Origin of the sequence: Tropicimonas sp. S265A, assembly GCF_049800835.1 — a bacterium.
In the GTDB taxonomy this organism is placed as follows: Bacteria; Pseudomonadota; Alphaproteobacteria; order Rhodobacterales; family Rhodobacteraceae; genus Dinoroseobacter.
In genome coordinates, this window is the sequence record NZ_JBNAFU010000001.1 from 632,289 (window position 1) to 646,042 (window position 13,754).

At 55.2% G+C, this 13,754-nt stretch carries 12 protein-coding genes and 1 tRNA gene; 7 read left to right on the top strand and 6 right to left on the bottom strand.

Annotated elements, in window-relative coordinates; all coding sequences use genetic code 11:
• Nucleotides 1-25: 25 nt before the first annotated feature.
• The gene (locus tag ACP15N_RS03120) at nucleotides 26-679 is read right to left on the bottom strand and encodes a protein-L-isoaspartate O-methyltransferase family protein (RefSeq protein WP_425090752.1); all 654 of its coding nucleotides are present in this window, start codon (nucleotides 677-679) and stop codon (nucleotides 26-28) included.
• Nucleotides 680-863: 184 nt separating this feature from the next.
• On the opposite strand from ACP15N_RS03120, the gene ACP15N_RS03125 reads away from it, so the two are divergent.
• Nucleotides 864-937, top strand: a tRNA-Cys gene (locus tag ACP15N_RS03125).
• Nucleotides 938-1,153: 216 nt separating this feature from the next.
• Here the strand turns inward: ACP15N_RS03125 and ACP15N_RS03130 are convergent.
• Together ACP15N_RS03130 and ACP15N_RS03135 are read right to left on the bottom strand one after the other, a co-directional pair.
• Nucleotides 1,154-2,164, bottom strand: coding sequence for a tyrosine-type recombinase/integrase (locus tag ACP15N_RS03130; RefSeq protein WP_425090753.1), 1,011 nt, complete (start codon nucleotides 2,162-2,164; stop codon nucleotides 1,154-1,156).
• Complete coding sequence (locus tag ACP15N_RS03135) at nucleotides 2,151-2,366, bottom strand: hypothetical protein (RefSeq protein WP_425090754.1); 216 nt, start codon at nucleotides 2,364-2,366, stop codon at nucleotides 2,151-2,153. Before ACP15N_RS03135 ends, ACP15N_RS03130 begins: the two co-directional genes overlap by 14 nt.
• Nucleotides 2,367-3,411: 1,045 nt before the next feature.
• On the opposite strand from ACP15N_RS03135, the gene ACP15N_RS03140 reads away from it, so the two are divergent.
• Together ACP15N_RS03140 and ACP15N_RS03145 are read left to right on the top strand one after the other, a co-directional pair.
• Nucleotides 3,412-5,133: a hypothetical protein gene (locus ACP15N_RS03140; RefSeq protein ID WP_425090755.1), complete on the top strand. Its 1,722-nt coding sequence runs from the start codon at nucleotides 3,412-3,414 to the stop codon at nucleotides 5,131-5,133.
• 8 nt (nucleotides 5,134-5,141) lie between these two features.
• Complete coding sequence (locus ACP15N_RS03145; protein ID WP_425090756.1) at nucleotides 5,142-6,233, top strand: hypothetical protein; 1,092 nt, start codon at nucleotides 5,142-5,144, stop codon at nucleotides 6,231-6,233.
• A gap of 488 nt (nucleotides 6,234-6,721) precedes the next feature.
• On the opposite strand, the gene ACP15N_RS03150 is transcribed toward ACP15N_RS03145, so the two are convergent.
• The 3 genes from ACP15N_RS03150 to ACP15N_RS03160 all read right to left on the bottom strand — a co-directional run bounded on the left by ACP15N_RS03150 (nucleotide 6,722) and on the right by ACP15N_RS03160 (nucleotide 8,177).
• Entirely contained in the window at nucleotides 6,722-7,663 is a 942-nt protein-coding gene (locus tag ACP15N_RS03150; RefSeq protein ID WP_425090757.1) for a tyrosine-type recombinase/integrase, read from the bottom strand.
• A gap of 71 nt (nucleotides 7,664-7,734) precedes the next feature.
• The gene (locus tag ACP15N_RS03155; RefSeq protein WP_224815671.1) at nucleotides 7,735-7,944 is read right to left on the bottom strand and encodes a hypothetical protein; all 210 of its coding nucleotides are present in this window, start codon (nucleotides 7,942-7,944) and stop codon (nucleotides 7,735-7,737) included.
• Complete coding sequence (locus ACP15N_RS03160; RefSeq protein ID WP_425090758.1) at nucleotides 7,941-8,177, bottom strand: hypothetical protein; 237 nt, start codon at nucleotides 8,175-8,177, stop codon at nucleotides 7,941-7,943. Before ACP15N_RS03160 ends, ACP15N_RS03155 begins: the two co-directional genes overlap by 4 nt.
• Nucleotides 8,178-8,351: 174 nt before the next feature.
• Between ACP15N_RS03160 and ACP15N_RS03165 the strand changes: the two genes are divergently transcribed.
• Genes ACP15N_RS03165 through ACP15N_RS03180 form a run of 4 tightly spaced genes read left to right on the top strand, consistent with a single transcriptional unit; the run spans nucleotide 8,352 to nucleotide 13,749 of the window.
• On the top strand, nucleotides 8,352-8,786 hold the full coding sequence (locus ACP15N_RS03165) for a helix-turn-helix domain-containing protein (RefSeq protein ID WP_425090759.1): 435 nt from the start codon (nucleotides 8,352-8,354) through the stop codon (nucleotides 8,784-8,786).
• Complete coding sequence (locus ACP15N_RS03170; RefSeq protein ID WP_425090760.1) at nucleotides 8,786-9,364, top strand: hypothetical protein; 579 nt, start codon at nucleotides 8,786-8,788, stop codon at nucleotides 9,362-9,364. The genes ACP15N_RS03165 and ACP15N_RS03170 overlap by 1 nt, the downstream gene beginning before the upstream one ends.
• The gene (locus ACP15N_RS03175; RefSeq protein ID WP_425090761.1) at nucleotides 9,365-12,814 is read left to right on the top strand and encodes a class I SAM-dependent DNA methyltransferase; all 3,450 of its coding nucleotides are present in this window, start codon (nucleotides 9,365-9,367) and stop codon (nucleotides 12,812-12,814) included.
• The gene (locus tag ACP15N_RS03180; protein WP_425090762.1) at nucleotides 12,811-13,749 is read left to right on the top strand and encodes a GIY-YIG nuclease family protein; all 939 of its coding nucleotides are present in this window, start codon (nucleotides 12,811-12,813) and stop codon (nucleotides 13,747-13,749) included. Before ACP15N_RS03175 ends, ACP15N_RS03180 begins: the two co-directional genes overlap by 4 nt.
• The last annotated feature ends 5 nt before the right edge of the window (nucleotides 13,750-13,754 follow it).

Here is a 13,754-nt window from a genome sequence, read left to right on the forward strand (position 1 = left end):
GACTATGCCGTCAGCATACAGAGGCTTAAAGCGAAAAAGCAGCGCTCTTCTCGAAACCGGGCAGAATTGGCGCGGCTGCGTTAAATTCGTAACGCCAGGTGACATTTCCGTCGAGCTTGTAGCCGATGCGGCAGGTGCCGAGCCCGTCCTCGATGAACAGGCACGCGATCCGGCCACCGGGTTTGAGCTGATCGAGAAGCGCCGCCTGGACATCGCCCACGCCCCCCTGAACCATGATCACGTCATAAGGGCCGTGCTTTGCAGCGCCCTCGGCCATCGGACCGGTCAGCACGGCGGCGTTGTCGACATTCTGCGCCAGCAGACGGGCTTCCGCCTCGGCCGCCATGGCCTCATCCTCTTCCACGGCAACGACAGCATCGGCCAGCCGCGCCAGGATGGCGCTCGAATAACCGAAACCGCACCCCAGATCGAGCACGAGCTCGTCCGCCTGTATGTCGAGCGCGTCGAGCATTTTGGCAAAGGTGCGCGGCTCCAGCATCACCCGTCCGGGCGTCAGGACGATGTTCTCACCCGCGTAGGCCAGTTCCTGCTTGTCATCCGGCGTGAAAGCCTCCCGCCGGACATGAAGCATGGCTTCGATGATCGGGAATTTCGTGACATCGGAAGGGCGGACCTGGGTGTCCACCATCATGGTGCGGCGGGTCGCGAAATCTGTCATAGGGCGCTCGTTTCAGATCGGTCTGCATGTGCGATGCCACAAAGCCGCAGATTGGGCAATGCGACGTGGTGCGACACCTCGGCCCGCCTGCCAGTTTTCCTCAGACAAACACGGGCGGCCCTGCGCCCTCGCACGACTTGCGGACGACCCGGCGCGTTGCTATAGCGCTCAGACACCATCGGTCGGCGAGTTGGCGGAGTGGTGACGCAGCGGATTGCAAATCCGTGTACACCGGTTCGATTCCGGTACTCGCCTCCATTTAAAATAAATGACTTAGCGGATTTTGGGCTCGAAGCGGATCGAGAGTCTAAACATTTGTCTAAACATTCTGTTTTTGTTCCGTTCTTGTTTCGGTCTCTCGGAGACAGCAAAAAACGCGCTGTGAAGGAGCGCGTTTTGGGCACTGTAGGTCTGGTTTGGGGGAGCGTCGAAGTGGGTGGCAGAAGCGCCGCTATGCCGCTCTAGGGTGCGTTTTCAGGATCTACTTTGTTCAGTGCGCATCTGTTGCGCTCGGACTGCCCTGATCTTCTGCCGCACCTTTTTGGTGTAGTGCTGGACCATTGCAGGGCTTTGACCGGTCACAGACGCGATCAGATCATCCCCGCAGCCTGCTTCCAGAAGCTCACAGGCGGCGTTGTAGCGCCAACTGTGGATGTCGTAGTCGAGCGCCCCTATCCGGTCTCTGACCTTCCTGATGGCGGCTGATGCCCCTCTGTAGGACCAGCGGTTGGTTCCACTCTCTTTGGTCAGGAGGAACACCGAGTGTCTGCTGGCGGCGTCCAGCGCCGCTTGGAGCTCGGGGAGAATCGGAACCCAGAGTTCCTTGGAGGTCTTACTCTGGCGCAGCCAGACGGAACCGTCTTCGATGTTGGACCATCTCATGTTCAGAACGTCGCCGATCCGCTGGCCGGTGCCAACGCAGAGCTCCATCACGAGCCTTTCTCTGGTGCCGAGCGGGCAAGCCTGCCTGTAAGCGTCCAGGAGGTCACGCGGCCATGGCTCGCGCTCGGGCCGCTTTTGGGTTTTGAGCTCGGGGACACCCCTCGCTGGGTTAGTGTCACGCCAACCAAGATCAACGCAGTGCTCCATCAAGATGCGGAGCACGCGTAGGGAGTAGTTTGCAAAGTAGGCCTTATGGGCGTTTGAGTCGCGCAAGCGGATCACATCCTTGCGCTGCATCTTTGCAGGATTGGTCTCGCCCATGATCTCTTTGAAGAAATCGAGATGTTTATCGTAGTCGAGGCCGGTGCGTGGCATGAGGTTCCGATAGCGTGGCGACTTGCGATAGCTGTCTATGAGCGCGCCGAAGTTCCGAGAGACAACCTTTCGCGGTTTGTCCTTTTGAGTGAGAATCCCTGCGTACTCCCGCCAGAACTCAGGGGTTCCAAACTCATTTTCGAACTTCTGCGACGGCCACCCACGCCGCTGAAAATAGATACCGTTCCTCTGCCGATACACGTGTTTTGGAAGCTCACGCTTTGCCATGCTGCATATCTATCCCCGCGAACTCATCTTCATCGTCACTTGGTTGGGCAAGCTCCAGTTCGATCCGGCGACCTTCGACGATGACCCGACATACCGTCTTTCCCGCCTTTTCGAACGCGTTGAGCAGCGCGAGTGCTTTCTGTTCCTGTTGTTGCGCTGCCATATCTTCACCTAGCGTCCCGTTTTCGCGCTGTTTGCGCATCCTTGCGGCTGAATGAGAAACCCTCATGTAAACTGCTTACAGGACTGAATCTAGGCGAAGATTCCGGCTATCGCAAACTCTACAAGCGCGCTGAATCACAAGTGGTGTCACTAACTGCATATACAAAGCTGTAATACTTGAAACATATCGTGATAAACTTTTCGCCGGTTGAAGGTCTGCCTGTTTCCTGTAGGTATCAAGCCAACCCGCTTTTAAAGGTTGGCGGTGTCACTAACTGCATATCCCAACAAGGAGGGAGGGAGTGGATGAGACGCCCCCTGCCCCCTCCGATCCATGAAGTCTTCGGGAGCCGAGGGCTGGTGGCTAACGACAATGACACAAGGTTGCAAGTCGGGTAGCTCTGCTTATTGCCCTGATGTAAAAATGGACCTGGTTTGCTTGATCATCCTCCATGCTAACAACGGCGCGCTTGGGCGCATCGACGCTTTTGTGTAGTTGGGCCACGGAAAATGCTGAAACAGCCAGAAACAGGCAATGGTTCTTCAGGCGTAACGCTCAAGTGAAAGCTGTGAAGAAGAAAGCTTTATAGCGGCTGTCGCGCACATTTGCTTGCGTGGTGATGCGAGCAGTGACTTCAATAACCGACGGCAACTCTGCAATAGAGCTTCAAGTCAAGAAAGCGTAACAAGCTGCCCCGAAGGTCTACTGGTCAGGTTAAGTGGTTTCCGCGCGAAGCGATGCTTGTCGCGCGCAGCTTAATGCCCTGAAAGTACTGCGGCACATAGGCCCACCTAAGGGAAATCTTGTACGCCTAAAAAAGATAGCTCTGCCCTCGAACCAGCTATTGCAAAAGAACGAGGGAAATGATATAATAAAATTTTTAGTTGTGTTGGACTTATATATTTTTTAAATGAGGTAGATATGCGCCAAACGCTATTTATTGTGTTACTTGGGAGCTTTACGACCATAGTGTCATCAAGTTTGCCTGTAGACGCTAATTCGTCGTGTAATCCCAGATATCAGAACTGCAGATAGCAAGTCACGTGCAAGCACTGAGTTGTAATATTTACGATGGAGCACTCATTTGGACAGCTATGCGATCTGGGCCGTCGTTCTAGGAGCAGCAGTTTTACTTTTTGAAGCGCATAAAGAATATTCATCCGCAGACGCGGTAGACAATCTCAAGTCGAACAATCAGCCCACACGAAAAGAGCTTGAAAACGTCAGAATGACAGCGTTGACCACCGAGGCGGAAAACCGTCGCGGGCGAATGATCTACATGATGGCGTTTGTCGCGCTCTACCTTATTTTGCTAGCTTCGCCGGAACTGATACCGATACTCGTACCAGAAAATGCTGGGCCGGCCGATGCCGTTGCTGGTGGGGCAGACCACATCGTTCGGTCGATTGTGAACCCCTCCTTAGAAGGTGAAAGTGCTTCACCACTTGATCAGCCGGATAGTCTTCCATTCTGGCTAGCTGTTTCAATTGTTATTGGCGCAGCCTCACCAACGTTCCAATTTCTTGAGCGAAAGGTACGCTCCATCGCTTATTTCTTTGCCGGCGTGCCGCGCAACATTTTCCGAGTCATAAAAGCCCTTGAAAGCCTCAACTACAACGACTTTGGTGATGACTCCCAAATGTCACTCTTCAAAGCGTTCACTGAAAAATTGACAAGTTCCCCGCCCGATCCGATTCTGGGCAATACGACAGAAGCAATCAAAAGCTCTTTACGTTGCATTGATCTATTGCAGGGCCCCATCATTGGGCCGCAACGTGCAGCCTTTCGAGAACTATTTAATGATGAAGCACCACTGGCAAGGATTGAAGAACTGAGCGCACGATATGGGAGCATCCGCAGCAGCATTCGCGACAGCGAGCTCAAAGACGAAGCGATGGCCAAACTACTTGAGGACTCAGTTGCTCTTGCCGGTTCTATGCAGTGCCTCTTTGGTCTGTTTGCAATCCGCTCTCGTGGAACTCCTGATGCACTGCGCGGGACCCCAGCAGCTGAAATCATCAAGAAAGTAACCGAGAGCAAAACTGCCCAGTCGCTCCATGACATTGCACTAGCAAGCGTTGTTGGCGCTGTGGTCAGCTACTTGGCCTTCGAAAGACTTGCATGGTTGCTACGCGATCCCTCAGCTCAATCTACGTTTAACGAGTTGCAAAATGCTTGTGCCGACATGCTCTGGCCCCTCTTGCCATCGCTGGTACTGCTTTCCGTCGTCACTATAACCACGCGGCATTACAAGATTGATCAAGGCGATTGGGTCCCACCAGTTCTGGGGCATATTCCATTTTGGGATTATGCGAAACTCGCGTGGATCCCGGCAGTGCTAGCAACACTCCTATATGGATTGATCACTTGCCTACGAACAGAGGCTGTTTTTGCGCATTTAATGCTACTCGAATTCACTGAAATGACCGAGGTTAGCGTTAGCTTCCTAAAAGAAGAGCTTGCACAGTTTCCGCGAATCCTCCTCATGTCATTTTTCGCTGCTTGTGCTATGCTGTTTATAGCTGATCATCACGACAACATGCGTTGGTATGCCACCGTCGCTGCAAGCGTGATTGCTACTATATTTTTGTGGATGGTTGCTCAATTCTCCGCGAGTCTAGCCAAGATGCCGCCTCCCACTTGGGCAGGGCTAACATTAGACGACATGGCAATTCTTATCACACTACCTTTTGGAACTTTTCTAGTACTCTATGCCAGTACGTCCGAGTTAGCCGAATCCGGATCGATGACGAAGGTATTTTCATCTGTCGCTGACGTAGTCACGTTCAATCGGTCGCAGAGTTAGTGTACACTATGGGTCAGATCCGAAACTTTTTGGCTTCCGCGACTATCGTCTTCGCAGCTATGCCCTCCTCTACGAATGCAGAGCAAGAAACCGAGTTAGTCGTTGGATACCGCGCGGAAGTACCGCCTTTTTCCTATCTTGCGGCAGCCCGACCAGATGGAAGACTGACTAGCGAAGTCGAAAGTGAAGAAGCGGGCCGAGTTATCACTGGATTTATGATCAACGTTTGTTATAGTGTGATACAAGAAATGAAGAAGCATAATAGCTTCAGAGTCAGATTTAAGGAGATAGCCTCGGCACAGAAGCGCTTCGAGTTTTTGGAAGCGGGTGAAATCCACGTCCTTTGTGATCCAGCAACTATCAATCAAGAGCGCTTGGCTATACCTTCAGTCATGGTTTCACCGCCGGTCTATCTCTCGGGGATCGGTGTTGCAGAATACGACGGTCGGCAATGGCCTTACTTTTGGCCGTGTATTGGCTCAGTTGTAGGCGTCGTGCAGGGTACAACTGCGTTTGGGGCAGTCAAGACGATCGCCGAAGCCAACGGTTTTGGCCCGACCTTTTCACCTTTCGTAGAAAGGTATCTATATAATGACGTTGCAAGCCCTTTCCAATTGCCAGCTGAAGAGGTCCCAAATTGCAACGCACAAGCACAAGCCGACAGTGTCGCCCTACAAAAATTAGACGATATGGCGACTGCTTACGCCGCTCGTACTGCTCCACCAGTTGTTCGTGATTTTTCAGATCACAAGTCTCTAGCAACAGCTTTGTGCAAAGGAGAGATATATTATTCTGTTGGTGATCTGGAAATCATTGCCAGGGCATTGAGCTCAGTCAAGAATTCGGGACAGCAAGACTGCGCTGCAAGTGTAAACTCACTAGTCTTTACTGAAGAACGGTACGGTATATTTGCGCACGTTTCAAAAGAGATGACTGAAACCGACAGATTGGTTTTGAGCTTTCTCCGCCAGTTGTCCATCGAAATTCACAAAGGAGAAGATTCCGTGCTAGTGCGCAGCTTTATTGATAATTTCAAACGTTCTGAGATTTCGCGATCCCTCGATGTTTTTTTCTGGAGCGTTGTCGCAGGTTCGAAGTAGCCTCCTAGGTCGCTCTAGTTTCTTAAAATTAAAGAATTTGCGCTTGAAAAATCAATTCTTTAGTGGCCGCTAAGTTCAAGTTTTGCATTCAGAAAACCTGTACTGGTCAGACACGAAACATAGATAGTAGAGTTTAAAACCGAAGCTACTATGTACGGTCAACCAAGGTTCGTTTTGAGCCTCGTGCGGAGCTACACCGCGCCAAGTCGATGTATGGCAATCGAGGCGCAACAAAAAAAGACTGCCAAAGTACGCAACAACCAACATGAACCTCGTCTAAACAATCACGCTCTGTTCCGCGCATCTTGAGCCAGAGTCTAAACAAATTATCTTTCTAGTTCATAAAGTTACCCGATCTTGCAAATCCGTGTACACCGGTTCGATTCCGGTACTCGCCTCCAATATTTTCAATAACTTATGATCTGCTGTGCTCATTGGGGTATCACCTCGGGTATCAGTTTCTCGTTCTGTGCCGGTTCTGTTCTTGGCTATTTCCGTTTGGCCGCAGCCTGACGCGCTCGCATGACTTGGCGCGCTTCACCGGCATATTTGATGATCATCTTCTTGGAGGTGTGACCGCTATAGCTGGCGATCTCGTCGTCGGTGTAACCCGCCCAAGCAAGTTCCATGACGCCTCGGTAGCGTAGCGCGTGCTGGTCAAAAGCCATCAATTCCAGACGCTTACGCTCTTTCACCATGACACGCGCCATGGTGTGATAGCTCATCGCCGAACCATCTGAGCGGGTGAGAATGTGCCGTGATGGGTGCAGGGAGAACCCCAGATCACTTTTTGCTCTATCCAACGCAGTTCTTAGCGCCTTGGTACAAGGCAACTGAAGCGCCTTGCCCGTCTTATTCTGGCGCAGCTTCAGCGTGTCGCCGTCATAGTCACCCCATTGGAAGTCTACCCAATCACCGGGGCGCTGGACGCTGCCTACGCCAATCTCAAAAATGAGTAGCGGTAGCGGCTCCCCTTCTTCTCGCATCTTTTTGACCGCCCCGTCTGTCCAAGGAAGGTGCGGCTTCTGTCGATCTTTCGGAACCTTGAGCTGCTCGATGTCGGTCGCCGGGTTGTCTTTGCGCCAGCGCTTCCGGATCGCCAGCTTCGACAACATGCTGATCGCAGTTGGGATGTAGTTTGCGAACCGAACCCGGTGGCGGTTCTTGTCCATCGCATCATAGATGTCCGCCTGGGTAAGGCGTGCGACATCTGCCTTGCCAATCTTTTCGACAAGATACTCAGAGACTTCCTCAAGGTCGGCCCGGTAGCGCGGGGAATAGTTAGCCCACTTGTCGGTCTGCATCATCTCATCAATGAGCAATGCCCATGAGGTCTTTGAAACGGAAGACCTTCCGCTCACAATCTCCCAATACTGGTGGTCGAACGCAGCCGTTCCAACATCCGCCGTTATACGCCCCAGATAGATCATCTTGCCGTTGACGCATTTGCGAACGTACCAGCGCCCTGAAGGATGCTGCCACAGGTACCGTTTTCGATGCGCTACCACTGAATTCGATCCCACATTTCGGCTCCCTCACCCTTCAATAGCCTCTTCAGGGTTTCGGTATCCCAACGTACGACACCGGGCGCAATCTCGCGACCCGGCGGCAAATGACCGTCATCGACAAGCTTGAGGAACTGAGGCGTCCTCAGATCGAGGAGACGCGCAGCTGTGGTTTCGCTCGCCATCATCGGCGCGGGCGAGCTCATTGCCCTGCCGCTTTCGGTTCAGGTTGTCCGCTCGTACTCGGCGAAGCGGCAGCACGTACCGTGAATTTCGCCAGGTATTTCTCCCAAGCCCCCTGAGGAATCTTTGGATTGCGTCGTCCTGGTGCGGTGTAGATATGATCCAGCATGTCCTCGCGGATCAAGTAGCGCACGTTGGTTACCGGGATACCGACGCGCTCCGCCAGTTCTTTCGGTGTTTCCAGTAATTTCGTCATGGGTCACCTATGTCTGCTGCGACCACGAAACGAAGCGCTCGATTCCCTTTTGCTTTCAGAATGAAACAAAAGTACGCTCAACATGTGAGAAACGAGCGCATCGCCGCAATTCATGGTCATATGATGCATATTTGACCACATTTGTGGTCTTTGCAACAAGAATCAAGGTTGCGCATGACAGAGCAAGGCATTGGACACCGCTTATCGGCGGTAAGGCGCCAAGAAAAACTCTCTCAAGAAGAGATGGCTGAACGCCTGCAAGTCAGTCGTAGCGCTTACCAGTATTATGAACGCGGCGAACGCGACCTTCCCGGATCGCTCCTTTTGAAGTTTTTTCAAGAGTTCGAGGCCGATCCGCTGTGGGTGCTGGAAGGCGACGTTGAGCCAGGATTGACTCGACGCGAACGCGAAATGGCTCGTGCCTATCGCAAGGTCGGCATGGCTGTAGAACATCGGATTAAAGAACGTGGCTTGTCAGTCCCTGATGAGAAGAAGTGGGACGCAATCGATTTCCTCTTTGCTGAGTTCCTGAATCAGGACCCATTGAACAAGGCTGAAAATGCACCCGACACCCAACGAGTAGACCGCATCCTGGGGCTAGTCGCGTGATGTCTGAGAAGCAGCTGCCTTCAAACGTCCACGTGCTGAAACCGCGCATGATGTCGCTCGCTGATCGGCTTGATCGATTTCTTGAGAGACATGCTCTCACACCAAGCGAAACACCGATCCGGCGCGATCCAACACGACCCAAGGCACCTGGGATCAACGCGATCAGGTGCGCCGCTTGTGAACAGGCGGAGTACCTGACGAGGGACCATTGCCGCTGCGGACACTACCTTCGAGGACAATTGGAAGACGAGTTTCTGGCACGGGAAGGCGAGATCGCGGTGGAACACCAACGTCTGGCGGAGACTGTCGCGCTCAGAGTGAAAAAGCTCCGGTACCTTAACCTGCTCGGCCTGCCATTCGTTGTCATTCCGCTTCTATTTCTGACCTTTTTTTCAGAAGGTCTTTCCCTCACGCCCTTGGTCTGGATGGCCGTCGGCATTGCTGTGATGGGCGTCTGCGCAGGACTTGAACAGCGCCTGCAGAAACCCCTTCAAGCCAGCCAACAATTTCTCGACACCTACACCCTTGAAACCTTTTTAGAACAACGCGTTTTGCCCCGAAAAGTGATTGACCAGTAAATGACCAAGGAAGAGCAGATCGGCGAATTTATCGCCCGTTGGAAGCCGTCTGGCGGAAGTGAACACGCCAACTACCAGCTGTTTGTGATCGAACTGACTGAGCTGCTCGGCCTCCAACGCCCCTTCCCGGCAACGGATGATGACGCCAACGATCACTACCGGTTCGAGCGGCCCGTCACCTTCGCGCACACCCACAAGCGCAGCACTGGTTTTGTCGATGTTTATCGCGCGGGCCACTTCATTCTGGAAACCAAACAGGGCGTGAACCAGAAGAAGAATCGGCAAGGCGACCTGACCAAGGGTACCGCCGAGCGGAAACAGAAGCGCACCGGACATGGTGTGCGCGGTACTGCCGCATGGGACGACAACATGCTCAAGGCGCGCAATCAGGCGGACAATTACGCCCGCGCGGTCGCAAAGGAGGACGGTTGGCCCCCGTTCTTGATGGTGGTGGACGTGGGCCATGTGATCGAACTCTACGCCGATTTCTCCAAACAGGGCCAAGGCTACAACCAATTTCCGGACGGAAACCGCTACCGCATCGCGCTTGATGAGCTTCACGACGAAGACATCCGCGAACTGCTGCGCACGATCTGGACCGAACCATATAGCCTCGATCCGTCCCTGAAAGCCGCCGAAGTCACGCGGGACATCGCCGCCCACATGGCTGAATTGGGCAAGAGCTTCGAAGGCCAGGGGCACGATAGCCAGACGGTGGCAAGCTTCCTCATGCGCTGTCTGTTTTCCATGTTCGCCGAAGATGTGGACCTAATCCCACGCGGCAGCTTCACGGAACTGCTCCGCAAGCTGCGCGGGCACCCGGAACACGCCGAACCCGCGCTCAAGGGCCTGTGGGAGACCATGAACACTGGCGGTTTTTCCCAAGTCCTCATGCAGGACCTCAAGCGCTTCAACGGTGGCCTCTTCAAAGAAGCCGATGCGCTCGCACTAAACGAACTGCAACTCGGCCTACTGATCGAAGCTGCCGAAGCCGATTGGAAACAGGTCGAACCGGCGATCTTCGGCACGCTCCTTGAACGCGCGCTTGATAAGCGCCAGCGCCACAAGCTGGGCGCGCATTACACCCCGCGCGCCTATGTGCAGCGGCTGGTCACACCCACGATCATCGAACCGCTGCGCGAGGATTGGCGCGACGTGCAGACCGCCGTCCAGCGCCTGACCGAAGATGGCAAAACAGACGACGCGCTCAAGCTCGTCCGCGACTTCCATGCCAAGCTCTGCGAAACCACCGTGCTCGACCCCGCGTGCGGCTCGGGCAACTTTCTTTATGTCGCACTTGAGATGATGAAGCGGCTGGAGGGCGAGGTCACATCGCTGATGCACGATTTGGGCGACACACGGCCCCTGATCACCGTGGACCCGCACCAGTTCCTCGGGATCGAGCTGAACCCCTGGGCCGCCAACGTGGCCGAGCTGGTACTGTGGATCGGCTACCTGCAATGGCACTTCCGCACCTATGGCAACGCCGCCCCGTCCGAGCCTGTGCTGCGAGACTTCAAGAACATCCGCCAAGGCGATGCCGTGCTGGAATGGGAGGATCGGACGGAGCGTGTAGACGAAGACGGCACGCCCGTCACCCGCTGGGACGGCGTGACCACCATGCGCCATCCCGTCACGGGGGAGGAAGTGCCTGACCCCGACGCGCGCGTGCAGGTCTATGACTATGCCAAGCCTAAACCGACCGTCTGGCCGAAAGCCGATTTCATCGTCGGCAACCCGCCCTTCATCGGGGCGTCACGCCTGCGCGACAATCTGGGTGACGGCTATGTCGAGGCGCTGTGGAAAGCCTATCCCAAGATGCCGCAGAGCGCCGATTTGGTGATGTTCTGGTGGGAAAAGGCGGCGCTGGCTACGCGCGCGTTCAATGCCAAGACGGGCAAAGGTACGCGCCGCTTTGGCCTGATCACCACGAACTCCCTGCGCCAAACCTTCAACCGCCGGGTGCTGGAACCGCATTTGAACGACCCGAAAAAGCCGCTCTCGCTGCTCTTCGCGATCCCGGATCACCCTTGGGTCGATACGCTCTATGGCGCTGCGGTGCGCATCGCCATGACGGTGGGCGCGGCGGGGAACCGGGCGGGGCGGCTGCTGACTGTGGCGACCGAGAGCAAGGAAAAGAACGAAGCAGATGGCCGCCAGGTGACGTTTGAGCATCAGATCGGGAAGGTTTTTGCGAACTTGCAGATCGGGGCGGATGTTGCAGGGTCAAAGCCCTTGCTGGCGAACGAAAGGCTTGCCTACCGTGGCGTTCAACTGATCGGTTCTGGATTTATCGTTTCACCTGAAAAGGCCAGGGAGCTGGGACACGGTAGCATTGATGGAGCAGAGCGGCGCGTCCGCGAATACCGCAATGGTCGCGACCTGACAGCAAGCCCTCGCGGGGTCATGGTGATCGACCTTTTCGGTCTAAGCGAAACGGAAGCGAAGAATGGTTTTCCGGTTATTTATCAACATGTCTTGGACAACGTTAAGCCGGAGCGCGACCAAAACAATCGCGAAGGCTACCGCAAGAATTGGTGGATACACGGTGAACCGCGACGTGACTTGCGACCTGCTCTCGATGGTTTGCCGCGCTACATCGCAACCGTCGAGACAATGAAGCACCGCGTTTTTCAGTTTCTAGACGCCTCAGTTCTGCCTGATAACAAACTGATCGTGCTTTGCCTTTCGGAGCCTGAACGTCTCGCCATCCTTTCTTCGCACCAACACGTATGTTGGGCGCTGGCCGCTGGCAGCTGGTTAGGTGTTGGAAACGATCCAGTTTACGCAAAGACGAAGACCTTCGATCCCTTCCCCTTTCCAGAACTCAGTGACGATCAACGCACCCGTCTGCGCGCCTTAGGTGAAGAGCTAGACGCCCACCGCAAGCGCCAGCAGGCCGCTCACCCCAAGCTGACCCTGACCCAGATGTACAACGTGCTGGAAAAGCTCCGCGCTGGAGAGACCATCGAGGGCAAGGACCGCGAGATTTATGATCAGGGCCTGATCGGCATCCTCAAGGACCTGCACGACCAGACCGACGCCGCCGTGGCCGAGGCCTATGGCTGGCCGGTGGACCTGAACGACGAAGACATCCTCTTCCGCCTCGTCGCGCTGAACAAAGAACGCGCCGAGGAAGAAGCGCGCGGCCAAATCCGCTGGCTCCGCCCCGACTATCAGAACCCCGAAGGCAGGCAGGCCGCCAAGGGCAAGACCGAGGACATGGACCTGGGCGTCACGGTCAAGGTCGAAAAAGCCCCCTGGCCCAAAACCCTCCCCGACCAGATCGCAGCGGTCCGCGAGGCGCTCACCGAAATGGGCGAAGCCACCCCCGACCAAATCGCCCGTCGCTTCATGCGTGCTCGGACGACAAGCGTGCAGCCGCTCTTGGAGAGTCTGGCCGCGTTGGGACAAGCGGAGCTGGTTGAGGATGGAAGGTATGCGGCATGACAGCTGGTCTGCCCGACGGGCGCAAAATGTGGATACGCGCCTTCTATGACTTCAACCCCGAAGAAGCGGGCTATGTCGGCTGGACCATGGAAAGCGGTCAAGCCCGCGCGCTGCGGGAACTGAACGCCGGCGACCTGATGATGATCTACGGTGCATCAGCGGGTCAAACGAAGAAGACCATGCGCTCCCACATCCTCGGGTTTGTCGAGATCGAGGCCCGCCCGATCCGCGACGATGAGAAGGCATCTGGAGCGGCGCAGGAAGCCAAAAAGGCGAACGGCGATGGCGGGAAGTGGACCTATGGCCTGCCAATCCGTCGCGCATGGAGGGCACTCGACAAGATGTCGATCGAGCGCATCGCACCCGACACTTACGACAAGGATGCGGGCCAAGGTATCGGCGTTTGGAGCCGTGCCCTAACTCCCGCCGAGATCGATACTGCGCTGAAGATCAAAGTCACCGAGGTCAACGTCTTTGGTGAAGCGCCGGTTGGGGATGGCGGTTTGACGGACAGCCCCTTCAGGGAAGAGTTCTTTCCATCGAAGGCGTTTCCCGGGTCGAGCGGTGAACGGACCTCGATCTACACCGATGGCGAGACGTTTCTGTACCTGGCGAAATTCGACGGTGACGGTGCTGCACTGCTGGGTCGCCCGAAGGCATTTGGAAACAAGTCCGTCGCGCTGAAGATTGGTATCTCGAACGATCCAGCATCACGTTCTGTCCAACTGAACGCCGGCATTCCGCCCGCTGCCAAGGGGCGGTGGCGGATTGAGCTGCAAGCGCCCTTCCCAGATCGGAAAGCGGCTGAAGCGGCAGAGCAGATTTTCAAGGACAAATCTGCCAAGCTGGAAAGCCTGGGCGGTGAGTTTTTCTGGGGTGACAGCATGGAAGCAGTACTGCTGTTTTCGTCGATCCCCAGCGTGTCGCGATTTTGAATGAG

What these genes read in the sequence shown, in the direction of transcription:
- ACP15N_RS03135 (WP_425090754.1), bottom strand. Translation starts at nt 2,366, where the DNA reads ATGCGCAAACAGCGCGAAAACGGGACGCTAGGTGAAGATATGGCAGCG.
- ACP15N_RS03180 (WP_425090762.1), top strand. Translation starts at nt 12,811, where the DNA reads ATGACAGCTGGTCTGCCCGACGGGCGCAAAATGTGGATACGCGCCTTC.
- ACP15N_RS03120 (WP_425090752.1), bottom strand. Translation starts at nt 679, where the DNA reads ATGACAGATTTCGCGACCCGCCGCACCATGATGGTGGACACCCAGGTC.
- ACP15N_RS03155 (WP_224815671.1), bottom strand. Translation starts at nt 7,944, where the DNA reads ATGAGCTCGCCCGCGCCGATGATGGCGAGCGAAACCACAGCTGCGCGT.
- ACP15N_RS03160 (WP_425090758.1), bottom strand. Translation starts at nt 8,177, where the DNA reads ATGACGAAATTACTGGAAACACCGAAAGAACTGGCGGAGCGCGTCGGT.
- ACP15N_RS03170 (WP_425090760.1), top strand. Translation starts at nt 8,786, where the DNA reads ATGTCTGAGAAGCAGCTGCCTTCAAACGTCCACGTGCTGAAACCGCGC.
- ACP15N_RS03150 (WP_425090757.1), bottom strand. Translation starts at nt 7,663, where the DNA reads ATGATCTATCTGGGGCGTATAACGGCGGATGTTGGAACGGCTGCGTTC.
- ACP15N_RS03175 (WP_425090761.1), top strand. Translation starts at nt 9,365, where the DNA reads ATGACCAAGGAAGAGCAGATCGGCGAATTTATCGCCCGTTGGAAGCCG.
- ACP15N_RS03165 (WP_425090759.1), top strand. Translation starts at nt 8,352, where the DNA reads ATGACAGAGCAAGGCATTGGACACCGCTTATCGGCGGTAAGGCGCCAA.
- ACP15N_RS03130 (WP_425090753.1), bottom strand. Translation starts at nt 2,164, where the DNA reads ATGGCAAAGCGTGAGCTTCCAAAACACGTGTATCGGCAGAGGAACGGT.
- ACP15N_RS03145 (WP_425090756.1), top strand. Translation starts at nt 5,142, where the DNA reads ATGGGTCAGATCCGAAACTTTTTGGCTTCCGCGACTATCGTCTTCGCA.